This window comes from Ruegeria sp. B32 (assembly GCF_025141855.1).
In the GTDB taxonomy this organism is placed as follows: Bacteria; Pseudomonadota; Alphaproteobacteria; order Rhodobacterales; family Rhodobacteraceae; genus Ruegeria; species Ruegeria arenilitoris.
In genome coordinates this window covers 2,229,275-2,243,000 of record NZ_CP081106.1, presented here as the reverse complement: position 1 = coordinate 2,243,000, position 13,726 = coordinate 2,229,275, and the positions used below count along the sequence as shown (strand labels likewise).

Below are 13,726 nucleotides of genomic sequence, written 5' to 3'. Positions count from 1 at the left end.
CCTGTCTCGCGGGCGAGCCATTCCTCGCGGAGCAAATTGGCGTCTGATTTCGGCGCAGACATTTTCTTCGCAAATGTGGCCGATTGACAGCCCCGTTCAGGGCCGTGGGTCGGGCTTTGCCCTCTCCCACTCTGTTCCGCCGAATACATGCGTATTCGGTCAGATCAGGTGGCCGAGGCGCAGCCCATCGGCGGAAGGGGGCGCGAAGCCTCACCCGCGTCACTTTGATCGAGGAGGCCACAAATGGCACCGAAGTTTGATGTTTATGCCCACGTCACCGACACCATTATTGCAGAGATCGAGGCAGGCACGCCGCCATGGCGCAAGCCGTGGACAGGGAGCGCGACCGGCGTTGCCCTGCCGACCCGACACAACGGCGAGGAGTATCGCGGGATTAATATCCTGATGCTCTGGGTCATGGCGGCTAAGCATGGCTATGTTTCGAGCCGCTGGATGACCTACAAACAGGCGCAAGAGCTGGGTGGGCAGGTCCGCAAAGGTGAAACGTCGTCGACCGTGGTCAAATACGGGACGTTCACCCGAGAAAATGAGCTGGGTATTGAAGAAGAATTGCCCTATGCGCGCGCATACCGCGTCTTCAATGCCGATCAGATCGAAGGTTTGCCGGAGGATTACTACATCCGGCCCGAGGCCCCGCGCGATCTTGGCACTGAGGCTGATCCCGAGCTTGAGGCGTTTTTTGCTCGCACGGGTGCGGAGATCGTGACCACCGATGAGCCGCGAGCCTATTACAGCCCGGCCAAGGATCACATCCATATGCCGCCCGTAGCGACCTTTCATAGTGCGAAAGGGTATTTTGCGACCCTTGCCCATGAATCAATCCATTGGACCGGTAGCGAAAAGCGGCTGGAGCGGATCAAGAAATTTGCGAACCGCGAAGCCTATGCCTTTGAGGAGCTGGTGGCGGAAATTGGTGCTTGTTTCCTTGGTGCTCAGATTGGCGTCGCGCCGGAATTCGACCAAAGCGCCGCCTATGTTGAAGGGTGGTTGGAAGCTCTCAAAGAGGACAAGCGGGCGATTTTTCGCGCGGCGTCCGAGGCACAGAAGGCAGCCGATTTTGTCTTAGCAGCCGCAGGTCAGTCGAAAGCGGCCGCAGCATGAGCGGCCCCGCAATCTTACCCCCAATGACGTGCCGCAAATGCGGCGCGTCAAACCCAGTGATCTTTCTCGCGCCGGTCATCGTGAAAGGCAGTTGTTCGTGCATTTGCCTAGATTGCGCCGAGGCCCGTTCATGGCTGGATCCGGACGGCAACTTGAAAGCAGGTGTTGAGCTTTGAGCACCTGCGGCCCGCTTCACGTGGCGGGGCGCAGGCATTTTTGATCGGGATGATAAATTGTGGCCCGTGCTGCTGCGCACGGGCCGCTCTGAGAAACGGACTGTGCGGAGGATCGACTGGCTTTCAGCCCGCTCACCTCCTTCAGGCTTCTTTCAATTTGATTGGTCCGCCCAACATCCCTGTCACGTCCCGTCAATGGGCAAGCGCCGCGCGGGCGCGTCGTCAAAGCCTGCAACCCGTGTCCTCGCGCGAAGGCGCGCTGCGGGCCGCACCAGTTGCTGGCTTTGACCCATTGACTGGCCGCGTCAGGGGCGTGGGTCGGGCTGTGCCCCCACCCACTCTGTTCCGCCGAATACATGCGTATTCGGTCAGATCAGATTGGCCGGTGTGCAGCCCATTGGCGGAAGGGGAGCCAAGCCCCAACCGCAGCACCCAAAAGGAGGCCACAAATGGCTCACAAATATCAGCCCCCGAAATTCTGGACCTGCGACTGTGATCGCACGACCGGCGGTCATATCATCGACGGACTCTATAGCACCTGCGTCTATTGCAGGAAGCATCGACACGAGCTGAAAGAGATCGTTGTTCCGTCAGGTTTGGGCGGTGTGTTCTGCGTCGAGATCCTCAGCGTCGAGGATGACTGCGCCAAGGTGAAGGTTGCCAAGAGCTCGAACGGCTTTGACGCGCTGCCGCCCTTCACGGTGCCGTTCAAAGACGTCGCCCCGCGTTGGAAGCACAAGGCGGGAGAAATCCGATGACCCCTGACCATCACAGCGATGATTTTGCGACGGCGCGTCTGGAAGATACCGTGAGTTTGCGAAGCGCCGCCCGTGAGGCCCGCGCCACGCTTTACGCGGTGTTGAACCGGCTGGAGCTGAACGATCTGGACGGCGAGGAACAGCCATATATCGACGATTGTCTTGGGGCTCTCGCAATTCTTGAGGAGGCGTTGCGATGACCTTGGAAGACATCAAAGCAGCAATGGACGCGGGCAACCGCGTTCATTGGGTCAACAGCGGGTATGTGGTGACGCGTGATCGCCTCGGGCAGTATCTCATCACCTTCACGCGGAACGGGTCGGCTATCGGCTTGACCAGTCGGGATGGCACCCGCCTGAACGGCGAGCCTGACGAATTTTTCATCGGGGAAAGTGCAGAGGTTTGGCATGGAATATTCTGACATCAGGCAGGCGGCCCGAGAGGGCCGCGCCAGCGTGCATCTTCACGGGTTCTGCAATCTGCCTGATGGCGGGCAGGAGTATTGTGATGATCCAGAACTGATTGATGGCTGGGCAATCTATGTCCGAGTTGAGACCCCGGACGACCCGCAACAGCCCTTTGATCTGCAAGAGCTGCCCGATCATCAAACCTATGCCAGCGCTGAAAGCGCGGCCCGCACAATAGCGCTGCAATTGCTTGGCGATGCTGAGGCGTGGAACCACGATTAGTGGTGCCATGCCTAGCGCATGTGGCCAGGCTTTGCCCGGCGGTCGCAGCGTAGGGCTGCTCCAAACGGAATACAGGCAGTTGATGCAATATTATAGTATTGAATCAATTATGGCGAAATGCCATAACAGAGCTGCCTGTATGATGTTGGCAAGAAATAGGGGTGATTACTTCACATGGGCCTACCGCGCGCACCACGGCACAAGCGACTGACGCAAAACCAGCGTTTTGCCATCGTGCGCAAGCGTGCCGAGGGGGTGCCGATCGAGGATCTGGCCCGCGAATTCGGCGTCACGACCCGCAGCATCTTCTACACGTTGAAAGCCGATCAAAGCCGCAAGCTTGATGCGCGCGTGCGCTCCGAACTGGTGAATGTCCGGCTCACGCCAAAGGAGTTGGCGGGCTTCGATGCGGTACTGACGCGGCATGATATAACCAGCCGCGCCGAGGGGCTGCGGCGACTGATCCATGCCTCAAACGATCTTTTTGTTCCCGACGATGAGCTGGCCAATCAGATGCAGGGGTTATCGGCCTCGCTCAATCGCACCGGCAACAACATCAACCAGATTGCACAGCGCCTGAATGAAGCAAAGCGCCAGGGCAAGACGCCGCCTTACGGCAATTCTGCCCATGGCCAGGTGCGCGCTCTGGCCGGGCTGATCTTCGATATCGCTGACCAAGTCCAAGACATGGCGCAGCGCCGACGCAGCGTGCTGTCCGGCGAGGTTGCCCGAGTTCTGGGAGGCTTTGCCGATGGCCCGCAATAGCGCCGTTGCCGCCGCGCAGGAGGCCTTCTTCGATCGCGACTGGAGCCGCATTCGCGGCAGCGTGCCGCGCGCCCGTGCCAAGCAGATGGCCCGCGCCGCCATGGGGCATTCCCCCGCGATCTTCAAAGCCATTCGCGACGGCGGCACGCACAACAAGACTCAGCTGCGCAACCAGCTGGAATACCTGACCACCAAGTCGAGCTTCATCATCGACAGCCGTGGCACCTATGACGGCCAAAGAGTGCTGTCAGCCAAAGAGATCGAGCAGGTCACACGCCGGTTTTCAGCGCAGTGGAATGAGGGGTTTCATCCCAAGCTGGGACATACCTCGCATCTCTTGATGGCTTTCCCAATTGGCACGCGCGGTGAGGATGTTGCCGAGATCACGCGCGAGATCTGCGAGCGGTTCTTTCAGGGTGAAGGCAGCCATTTTGACTACATCGCCGCCGTGCATGAGGACCGGGATCACCCGCACGCCCATATCGTTCTGAACCGGCGCAGCAAGGACGGTGAATTCTTCTTTCTGAAAGAAGGGCACCATTTCAACTACGACAGTTTTCGCGAAGCGATGGTGGAGGTGTCGGACCGCCATGGGCTGCGCCTTGAGGCGACCCGAAAGCTTGATCGTGGGGTCACGACGAAAAGTCCAAGCGTTATAGAACAGCGTCGCGCGGAAGCCACGGGCCAGAGGTTGGCCGCGCGTGAGCGCGTGGGGCCAGAGCTTGATCGTGCCTTGGCTGAGGTGGCGCAGAACGCGCGGTTTTATCGCGGATTGGCGGCCGAAGCCTCGCGTGAGAACCAGCATGACATTGCAGCAGCCTTGGGCAAGGCCGCGACGCTCTTGGCGCAGGGCAAACCGATTGACGCAGATGGAAAGGTATATGGTATGGTCGAAGAACAGCATTCGTTTGATGAGGTCGTGGATGCCTTTCACGACAAGATCAACCAAGCTGAACGCATTGTGGCGGATGCCCCGGTAGAGCGGCGCGCGGCGCTCGAGCATGAGCTGAACGACATCTATCGTTCACTGTCACATCTGAGCCCAATGGGAGCGCAGTCCCACACCTTGCTCGAAGATGCGTCCAAGAGTGGGATCTATTCGGCCGCGAATATACGGGCCGAGGCCCAAGGCGCTTTGCAGGATCCAGCTCTGGCAGAACGTCTTCAGCACGCTTTGAAGGGCACCGGCATTGACGCGCAAGAGGTGGCACGTCGTGTTGAAATCGGCGCGGGCAATGCCGCGCTGGAGCGGCAATGGCTTGGTCAGGATTTGAAAGCGATTGCCGAGAAGGAAGGCTATGACCTGTCTCGCGCCGATGAGCTTGAGAAAGCAATCGATCGCCTTGACCAGGTGCACAGTGATCTGGGCCGTGTGTTGGCAGATGCCGAGGTTCTTAAAGATAGTGGGACGGTGGAGATTGACCGGCAGGAAGCCATCATCGACCGGCTGCCGCCGACCACTGCTGAAATCCTGAGCCGAATGAGGGAAGACCCGACCGCAGATCCTTTCATCAGCGATTTGGAGCGCGAGACCTTGCGAGCCGAGCTGGAAGAACTAGTCGGCGAAGAAAGCACCCCTGACTTGGCGATCGGCGATGAGACCACGCTGGAGGAACATATAGAAGACCGCCTGGACCGGCTCTATGCGGCCAAAGCCTATCTGCAGAGTGATGCCGCTCTGGCGAGCAGCGTGGCGATGGAGCACGTCCTCGACGAGATCGCCAATGAAGAAATAGACGCCCGACGCGAGCGGCATGTCGATAGCGATGGCGAAAAGGGCGTGACGCATGGGTAAGGCGCGGATCGCACTCGGCGTCATGAGCTTTGCTCTTCTGGGCGCGGTGCTGGGGTATGTTCTGGCGTCGGCCTTTCTGACGTTCCGCTGGTTCGGGGTTGGAGCGGAGATCGATTTCTTGATGCTGGCACGCAGCTATGGGGTTCTTCGAATGACCCATCCGGCCGATATGCATATTGTTCATTTGATCGTGGGGATCAGCACTGGTGCCGGTGTTTTGCTCAGTGCGGTGTTGATGAACGATGCACTGACCAAATTTGGGGAAACCCACTGGCAGCAGATGTCCGAGATGAAGCGGAACGGCTTTTTCGGAAAGCCCGGTCACGGCTTTGTCCTCGGCAAAATGGGCAAGCCCAAGAGTCGAAAGCCCTTTGTCATGTCCAAGGTCTTCCCCCATGCCTTGATCGTGGCCCCGACCGGTCGCGGGAAGACGACGGGTTTCGTCATCCCGAACCTTCTGACCTATCAGGGCAGTGCGGTGGTGCTCGACGTAAAAGGCGAGAATTTTGAGGCGACGGCACGCCACCGGGCTGCGCAGGGTGACAAGGTGTTCAGGTTCGCCCCCACTGACTGGAAGGATGCCCGCTCGCACCGGTACAACCCTCTGCTGCGGATATCGGCGCTGGAAAACGTCGACCGCCAGCAGATGGAGCTGCAACTCCTGGCCTCCCTGTTTCTGCAAGCAGATAACGACCGCGTCCAAGGGCTGCTCGACGGTGGCATCGACTTATTTGTGGCGGCAGGGCTTTTGGCATTCGAGCGAAAGCGGCCAACCTTGGGCGAGATCTACCGCATCACAGCGTCAGGCGGTGACAAACAGAAAGAGTATCGCCGCCGAGCCGACGAAGTCGTCAATCCGGCCGCCAAGCTAATCTTCATGCGCATGGCCTCGACCAACAACGACACGCTGACGTCCTACCTGTCGCTCTTGATGACATCTGGCCTCAAACAATGGTCGAACCCTGCCATCGATCGCGCAACTGCGACCTCTGACTTCGATTTCCGCGATATCCGAAAGACGCCGTTTTCGGTCTATCTTGTGGTCGAACCGCTGATGGTGAAACCCCTCGCGCCACTGATCCGCCTTTTCTTCGCAGATTTGCTGGCATCGTTGCAGGACCATGAACCCGGCAAGGACGAGCCTTGGCCTGTGATGATCATGCTCGATGAGTTCAACCGCTTGGGCAAAATGCCCATCGTTTTGGACAGTATTGAAACACTGCGATCCTACCGTGCGAACCTCGCGATCGTCACACAGACAATCCCGGCGCTGGACGAAATCTACGGCGAAAATGCCCGGCGTGCCTTGCAGGGCAACGCGGGCATCAAGCTCTATCTGACCCCCTCAGATGAAAAGACCATCGAAGAGCTCAGCAAAGCCGTTGGCAAAACTACCAAGCGCGTTGTGACCCGCTCACGGTCGGTCGGCCGCAACCCATTCGCGGGGCGCAGTATGTCTGAACGGACGGAAGAGACGCCTTTGTTACCTGAGGATGAGGCCCGTCGCATGGATCTTGATGACATCGTTCTGGTGGTCGACGCGCAAATGCCCGTGCGCGCCAAGCGGATCAAATACTATGAGGATCGGTTCTTTAAGCAGATCTTCGACAAGCAAACCGGCGATCTGCCATATCCGTCAGCTGGTGACCAGATGCGCGGGCTGCAAGGGCAGATCAAGGCGCTGGAGGCTAAGATTGGAGCGCTTGAGATGCCGAAAGCGGTTTCAGGTGACGGCTCTGGAGGTGGTGAGAAACGGCGCGATGAGATTGAAGAATTGGCGTCCGGTAGTCAAAATGCTCAGTCAGATGAACAGGCCAGTTTGGGTGATTATCAGGCCGGCACTGAAAGGGTGGAACGGTTCATGGAAGAGGCTGCTCGGAGATAACGGGCCGATTCCAGACTTTCGCTGCAGGTGCAAATTCACTTCTAGGCTAAGAATTCTTAGTTGGTTCGACGTCAAGAACGATGACGTCAAATCGCTCCCGTTGTTCCTGCGACAGCATTTCCTTCAAGGTTCGTTCCAAATCTTTTGCGTTGGAAGGTTTAGCGATTCCTGCTGGTGCCTTTGGTAGCGCTCCGGCGCTCAATCCAAACCAAAAAACCAGATAGATACCGAAGCCGTCCGCACCTGGATCATCGGCATAGTCTTGAAGTTGCTCCGTAACTGCCGTCCACAATTCAGTGTTGTAATGGCGCTTTGCTTCTATTGGCAGGTTTCTTCCAGCCCCGGTTGCAAGGAGAATGTCTGCCCTTCGCCCACCAGCTCGCTGCGCTTCTGACAAAGCCAAATCAACGGAAAAGCTTTCCAACTTTGGCCGAATGACGGTCAAGGCCTGGTCTCGGCAGACATTTTCGATTTTTGGATTTACAGCCTTCCCGTTTTTGTCGGTATTCCAATAGCCACTCCAAGCAGGAAGATCTCCTCGGCTAATCTCTTCCTGATAGCCCCTGAGGACCTCAACCATGACGGCGCGGAGGTCTGATGCGTTGATAGGGGGACCTCCGGCCAATGTCTCTTGGACCTGCTTTGTTGATGGATGATTGAAAGTGTCATCCCTTATTTGCTTCAAGTTGTTGGAAATCGCGTGGCGGAGTTCACTTTCCCAGGCTTTCAGAACAGGCAAATCACGCAGCTGAGTGAGCGTTTTTCTTGCTTCTCGATCGGCGATTTCAGCCAAGCTGTTGATTGAGTGCTGAATGGTATCTCTAGGGCCGAACATGTCGCCAGCAGGCGAGAATTCTGGTCCAAGAATTTCAACCACGGCTCCGTGATAAGAGAGTCTGTCATGTGTTCCAGCGAGTGGGAACGACTTAGTGACGGTTTCATTGACGTTTGAAAGCTCTGCCAGAGCCTTGCCGGCCTTTGCGAAGGTACTCAGAAATTGTTTTCTCCACTCGCAAGGGGAGATTGCAAATGCAACCATTGACCAGACTTGCTTATTTTCCTTTGAGACGGCGTTATCTGACATTTTCGCTTTACAGACTTTCAGAATTTCCTCGGCAGGCCACTGATGTACAGTTGCTTTGACCAATGATCTCAGAACTTTGGGAGGGAAATCATGGCTCTTGTCAAACAACTTAGACAACGCCAGGGACGCAGTTTTTGATCGTGTTTTGCCGCAGGAGAAGTCATGAACCAAATCGATGTCGATTGTATCGTCACCTTGTTTTAGCGCGATACGGGCGTCCAGCTCTCCCAGCCAAAAACTGACCAGCAAGTCGCTTGCAAGCTCGCCCTCATGATCCAGCTTGCGAAGTGCCCAGCCTTTCAACTGGCTCCGATGCTCTTCGTCTTCGCAAAAGAACCTATTCAGGAGGACCAATAAGGCGGCTTCAAGGGGTAACTTATCCAGCGCCTGAACGTTCTCTTCCTTCATGTGAATGCTTACCGCTGCTACGACGGCGGTTTCCATGCAGTTACGGCTTTGTTTCGCCCGTAAGCGCCCAAGCTCGGACACAGAGATACCGAGCCCTATTTCAGCTCGACGCATGAAACCGGCTATGATCGAGTCGGAAATTTCAGCTGTGAAATGGTTTTGGAGGTTGTCTGTCGACCACTCGCGCTTCAAGCTATCCACAAAACCGAAATAGACCATCGCTGCATGGTCGAGGTTACCTTCTCCGGACCTTAGAAGCGAGTGGCCCTTGTCCCAGTTTTCGATTCTCTTTGCTCGATCACTCTCGGCCTCCAACGCTCGCTCAGCTTTGTTTGCCGCTTGCCTACCCATGTGTTCAGGAATTTTGCAGCTCACCAAACTGGAAAGAATTACTCCCTCACCAAGATTCTTTTTGATTACGTAATAGGCGTCCCAGTAGACGGGCGCTGGACCATCCAATCTTCTGCAAACATCTGCAACGGCTGCGAGCAGTCTCTTATCGGCATCTTCGATGGGTTTCGCATCCACCAACGCAATGAAATCACTACCAAATAGCTTCGAGTAGAAGCCTCGGGCCAACGCCCGTAGACTTGCCATTGAACTCTGCTTTTCTTTCGGTTTGACCCAAGGAGAAATCAGCCCTCGAATGCACTTTTCAGATGGAGCCCGACCGGTCGCTTCCGTGAAGTTGAAATATGGCATCCATGGCCCGTCGTCCGGAGTTACCGAGTTCAAGACTTCTTTGAATAGCATAGTTTCATTGTCAGGGGCCTTGTCCAGCCATTCGGCGACCGCTTTCTTCGTCTCCCTTGAATCATTGTTCCAACGATTATGGCCAGCATTCTTCAGCCACTTCCAAAGAGTATTCGCAGTCAGTAGCTCCTGAGATCGGATCGTTGCTGATAAGATCCGGTCCAGATCATGAGAGATCCCATAGCTTTTTCTACGTTTATCGGATTTGGGTCTCCAACTTTCGACGGGCACGTCGAAGAATTCCACAATTGGATCAGCCTCCAAGCGGCGCACCAGGCGCGAAAGACGTCCAATTGTGTTGTCTTCTTCCGATATTTCGTAGTCAGTGAATATGGAAATTACGTCTGAAAAACCTAGATCCCCCGCGTCAAAGCGTGCTGCGATGTAAGCGCGTAGATTTTCTCGTCCGTTTGAGGGAGGCTCTGTGTCTAAGTCGTCAAACAGGGATCGCATTGCTGCCTGGGGCCGCGCTTCTCCGTTCATCCATGCGTCAAAAGCTCTCCAGCGCTGCCACTCGGCGCGCTTGGGGTCCAATGCTATGCTTCGCAATAGCGGCCGCAAGCTTTCCACAGGTTTGCCTGTCGTGAGGATATCGTAAACAGTAGCAAGTGAGTGACCTGGTCCGGCATTGCCGTTCAATATAGCCTTCAGGGTGGGTGCCAAGTCTTCGCCTGCCAGGGTATTTAGCGCGGTATCGCCCTCACTATGCGAACGAAAGAACGGATCATCCCTATCGAGTGAGAGGAGTAACTGTTTACGTGTTTTGGCAGAAAAGGCACCGGCGTCCCCATAGGCCACGACCGTCAAAGGGTCCTTGGCACATAGAACTGCGGCGAGATCTTGCTTGCCCAGCTTTTCCAAATGAGCAGCCAGCCAAGCATATATCCCCCGCAGTTCGGTGGGGGATTTTTGATCTGTGGAGCAGATAAGAGCCAGTACGCGAGATAAAGGAACACGCGAAATGTGCGAAGTACCTACGGCCCTCTTCGCCAGAAATCGTGCTGCAAGAAACTCGGCTACACTTCGGTGGATGGGCTCAAACTCTTCACCCTCTCCGGTAAACAAAGGCGTGTCGAGCGTCTCGTCGACAAGAGCCTTTTCTAAACCTATCTCATCGGTTCGTTGGAGTTCAGTTGCATCGATGGTGCTTGGAAGCATGGCATTTGACGACCAAAATGCACGGGCGCCCGTAACAAGTAGCAGAGCGCTAAGCTCTTCTGCTGTGCTCAGTATTTCAGAAGCAGGTTTTGCAGGTTGAAACCGACGTTCTTCATTGTTTTCGTGGCACAATTGGCTGGTTGCAGCTTCGAAGACATCATACCTAGTTTCGGGCCAATCGCCCTTTGCGGACACTACCTTTTCCAGTAGAATAAGGCTAAGTGGGTTTTCAAGGAACGCACCGGCACCCTTCTTTAATCCTTCGTCGTAGAATTGTTCAGGGCTTTCTATCCCAGTGGATGCGAGTATCGTAATCGCCTCTTCCCTCTCAAGGGGTAGCAACCTTGCAACGACGATGTCATCAGTATGCCCATACTGCTCATTGATTGCGTTTAAATCTGCGTCCTTACGCCAATCCTGTGATCGGCAGGATAAAAGCCAACCGTTTGGGCATTTTTTTTGCAGCGATATCGCAAGAAAATTGGCTTTATCTGCGGCGGAACCGTCAGAGCGATATTCGTCAAGAGCATCAAGATAAGCTCTCTCAGAGAAACAGTTTTCAGTCGGCGAATTTACCAGAGTTCTAACGTTGATCTTTTGAGAATGCGTGTCTTGAGCTTCTTGTCTCAAGACAGCAGATTTTCCCATACCAGGTTCGCCGATCAAGACCACGCGTTTGAAGCGTCGAAGGTCGCGAACAGAACGAATCAAGTGGGCGTCTTTGCTGATACCCTCAACAACGCTTACTCGGCGATCCAATGCGACTTGAGATGTTTTGGTATTCAAAAGTCGATCCACTCGAATTGTTCCATTGTCGGCCATAGCTCTACCGTTGCATGAAACCCCGTTGCAACAACCTTGTAGCGACGTTGTTCAGGCGCGATACTGGAGTGGGGAAGGACTAACGTCGTGTCCAGCACCTTCCGACGCTGCGGCGCAGCAATAGGGCGACTATCAAATGGCCGCTAAGGGCTCACTGCGTGAGGCCAACTAGCAGTAGTCATCGAATGTTTCGCCACGTTCCCAAGGCAAGCCTTGAGCTTCAGTCAGGGCCTTTTCCGCTCCGTCGCGCATAAAAAACGTGCCCTGGCTCTCATGAACAAACATTCCTTTTTCAAAGGTGATTTTTGAGATTGACCATGGTTTGATGGCGTCCTCGCCGTGTTCGCCGAGCAAGTAGATGGCATTATCTCCGCCAATCATCGCCACGTCTCCGACCTTTGTTTCTCCCCAAGGGGAAATTACTGCAACCGCCCCCTTCACCAAGCGGGATAGGTATTCTTTGAGTGGCTGTTCGGCTGCAGTGCCGGGACAAAGAGGAAATTCAGCTGGCACGCGCCAGTTGCGTTGAAGGGCTCCAACCGTCTTGGATGCGACCAGTTCTTCAACTGGTTCTTCAACCGTCGCTTGGCCCCGGCCAAAAACCCAGTCCCCAAGCCGGCCTCCTGTTGAGGCTTTTTCGGACGCTGCCCAGCTAAGCATTCGCTGCCGACTGTATTCGGCTTCTGATCGCGAGACATTCCTCATCCACTCGAAATCTGCGGTGAGTGTCCCATTCTTCGGATTTCGCGGGTCAGCGAGAAATTCCTCGATGCTGCCATACAAATTCTGGATCCGCTTCGCAGTGATCGGGTTGAGGAGAATATTCTCCAGGCGCGTGACCCATCGTAGGTTTTCAGGACGGTTGTTTCGGCGGTTTGTATCGATGTGATCTACCACATGACTCTTACTCGGTTGTTCTCCATGAAATGCCGTCGCAACAATCCGATGAAGTTTATGATCCGAGATGGTCATATAGCCATCGCTTTTGCTTGGATTTCCAAACGTCCAAGTCTCATCAAGCGGTCGCTTCCTCTGATCTTGCCGTGCACGGCGAAGGACCGAACCATTATCGCGAACGCAGTAGCTTTCCCCACGATAAATACACTCAACTTCCGTGTTGAAAATTGCCAGTCCTTCCACGATCGGGCTCCTTCTATAATCTTTCAGCATATCACGCGGGACATCTTCCACCCTGAAATCGAAATGGTGTGTTGAGATCACGGCATCAAGGTTGAAAGGCGAGTTTGGCTGCTTGGCAACGCAGCATCAAGCTCGGACTCAATGTCCGTAGGGGCCGGTAGAATTGGGCTTGGGAATGATTTCGGGTGGGAGATAGGATGCTAAGGCATCGCGTATAAGTTTGAAATATGGTTGATATTAGCGGGGCAGAGATCGGATTGAACTATGAAGATGTTAGACGACGAAGACCTGCAAACACTTCAGCATGAAGTGCAGCGGTTGCTGGGTCGGTGCATGTTACGGCTACAACAGTATGAGCGGCTGATTAAAGCCATGGTGGCGCATCAAAAGGTCTCAGGACCGTTTCATGACTTGGAGCGGGCAAAGGCAACGCAGATTGACGAAGCGGCCCGCAAGACGCTCGGCACCTTGGTTGGTGATCTTCTTGGATCGTATATTGTTGCCGATGAGATCGACCCTCCCGAAATGACGACAACCAGTTCTCCAGAGAACGTCAATTGGTTCGCCATGCAGATGTCACTTGGCTTGCCGGATGCAGAGTTCGTCCGCGTTGAGAGTGATCTGAGAGAAATGGTAGTTCTAAGGAACAATTTGGTTCATCACTTTCTCGACCAGCACGACCTCTGGAGCCCGGATGGATGTCGTGCCGCGCAAGATGCATTGATCATGGCATACGATCGTATCGACCATCACTTCGGACAACTTCGTGAATGGGCCGAAGACATGGACAAAATACGGCATACGATGTCAGAATTCTTGCAGTCGAAGGAATTCGAAGAGCTATTTGTCAATGGAATTGCCCCCGACGGAAAAGTAAATTGGGAGGCCTCGGGCATTGTGAGCGCGTTGCGAGAAGCATTCGGTGCGTTAGCTGTCGGTGGGTGGGTACCTGTGGCTGCAGCTGGCAAATGGGTTGCCAAGCGTTACCCCGATCAACTGCCCGCCAAGTATGGATGCCTCAGTTGGCGACAGGTTGTGCATAACGCACCCATCTTAGAGCTTCGGTATCTTGAAATGGATGGACAGCGCACCGCTTGTTATCGTGAGAAGGATAGTTCCGCGACGCAGCAATAATTTCGCTAACGTTGCATGATAACTATGTTTTATCCCA

11 protein-coding genes are annotated in these 13,726 nt (G+C 55.0%); 9 read left to right on the top strand and 2 right to left on the bottom strand.

The window, feature by feature from the left end:
- Window positions 1–243: 243 nt before the first annotated feature.
- From K3752_RS11410 to K3752_RS11375, 8 genes are all read left to right on the top strand, one after another.
- The gene (locus tag K3752_RS11410; RefSeq protein ID WP_260063288.1) at window positions 244–1,122 is read left to right on the top strand and encodes an ArdC family protein; all 879 of its coding nucleotides are present in this window, start codon (window positions 244–246) and stop codon (window positions 1,120–1,122) included.
- Window positions 1,123–1,747: 625 nt separating this feature from the next.
- Window positions 1,748–2,056: a hypothetical protein gene (locus K3752_RS11405; protein ID WP_260063287.1), complete on the top strand. Its 309-nt coding sequence runs from the start codon at window positions 1,748–1,750 to the stop codon at window positions 2,054–2,056.
- Window positions 2,053–2,256, top strand: coding sequence for a hypothetical protein (locus tag K3752_RS11400; protein WP_260063286.1), 204 nt, complete (start codon window positions 2,053–2,055; stop codon window positions 2,254–2,256). Before K3752_RS11405 ends, K3752_RS11400 begins: the two co-directional genes overlap by 4 nt.
- On the top strand, window positions 2,253–2,477 hold the full coding sequence (locus K3752_RS11395) for a hypothetical protein (RefSeq protein WP_409233600.1): 225 nt from the start codon (window positions 2,253–2,255) through the stop codon (window positions 2,475–2,477). The genes K3752_RS11400 and K3752_RS11395 overlap by 4 nt, the downstream gene beginning before the upstream one ends.
- Window positions 2,464–2,745: a hypothetical protein gene (locus K3752_RS11390; protein WP_260063285.1), complete on the top strand. Its 282-nt coding sequence runs from the start codon at window positions 2,464–2,466 to the stop codon at window positions 2,743–2,745. Before K3752_RS11395 ends, K3752_RS11390 begins: the two co-directional genes overlap by 14 nt.
- Before the next feature lie 234 nt (window positions 2,746–2,979).
- Window positions 2,980–3,510, top strand: a complete 531-nt coding sequence (locus tag K3752_RS11385; protein ID WP_260063284.1) for a hypothetical protein — start codon at window positions 2,980–2,982, stop codon at window positions 3,508–3,510.
- Window positions 3,497–5,305: a relaxase/mobilization nuclease domain-containing protein gene (locus tag K3752_RS11380; protein WP_260063283.1), complete on the top strand. Its 1,809-nt coding sequence runs from the start codon at window positions 3,497–3,499 to the stop codon at window positions 5,303–5,305. The genes K3752_RS11385 and K3752_RS11380 overlap by 14 nt, the downstream gene beginning before the upstream one ends.
- Window positions 5,298–7,190: a type IV secretory system conjugative DNA transfer family protein gene (locus K3752_RS11375; RefSeq protein ID WP_260063282.1), complete on the top strand. Its 1,893-nt coding sequence runs from the start codon at window positions 5,298–5,300 to the stop codon at window positions 7,188–7,190. The genes K3752_RS11380 and K3752_RS11375 overlap by 8 nt, the downstream gene beginning before the upstream one ends.
- Window positions 7,191–7,236: 46 nt before the next feature.
- Here the strand turns inward: K3752_RS11375 and K3752_RS11370 are convergent, their stop codons facing one another.
- Window positions 7,237–11,391, bottom strand: a complete 4,155-nt coding sequence (locus tag K3752_RS11370) for an NACHT domain-containing NTPase (protein ID WP_260063281.1) — start codon at window positions 11,389–11,391, stop codon at window positions 7,237–7,239.
- Window positions 11,392–11,583: 192 nt separating this feature from the next.
- Window positions 11,584–12,555, bottom strand: coding sequence for an HNH endonuclease signature motif containing protein (locus K3752_RS11365; RefSeq protein WP_234170506.1), 972 nt, complete (start codon window positions 12,553–12,555; stop codon window positions 11,584–11,586).
- Window positions 12,556–12,825: 270 nt separating this feature from the next.
- Between K3752_RS11365 and K3752_RS11360 the strand changes: the two genes are divergently transcribed.
- Entirely contained in the window at window positions 12,826–13,689 is an 864-nt protein-coding gene (locus tag K3752_RS11360) for an OST-HTH/LOTUS domain-containing protein (protein WP_234170507.1), read from the top strand.
- Window positions 13,690–13,726: the final 37 nt, after the last annotated feature.

Excerpts from the sequence above, each read along its gene's own strand:
- K3752_RS11390 (WP_260063285.1), top strand. The coding sequence starts at position 2,464 with ATGGAATATTCTGACATCAGGCAGGCGGCCCGAGAGGGCCGCGCCAGC.
- K3752_RS11375 (WP_260063282.1), top strand. The coding sequence starts at position 5,298 with ATGGGTAAGGCGCGGATCGCACTCGGCGTCATGAGCTTTGCTCTTCTG.
- K3752_RS11380 (WP_260063283.1), top strand. The coding sequence starts at position 3,497 with ATGGCCCGCAATAGCGCCGTTGCCGCCGCGCAGGAGGCCTTCTTCGAT.
- K3752_RS11410 (WP_260063288.1), top strand. The coding sequence starts at position 244 with ATGGCACCGAAGTTTGATGTTTATGCCCACGTCACCGACACCATTATT.
- K3752_RS11360 (WP_234170507.1), top strand. The coding sequence starts at position 12,826 with ATGTTAGACGACGAAGACCTGCAAACACTTCAGCATGAAGTGCAGCGG.
- K3752_RS11405 (WP_260063287.1), top strand. The coding sequence starts at position 1,748 with ATGGCTCACAAATATCAGCCCCCGAAATTCTGGACCTGCGACTGTGAT.
- K3752_RS11400 (WP_260063286.1), top strand. The coding sequence starts at position 2,053 with ATGACCCCTGACCATCACAGCGATGATTTTGCGACGGCGCGTCTGGAA.
- K3752_RS11395 (WP_409233600.1), top strand. The coding sequence starts at position 2,253 with ATGACCTTGGAAGACATCAAAGCAGCAATGGACGCGGGCAACCGCGTT.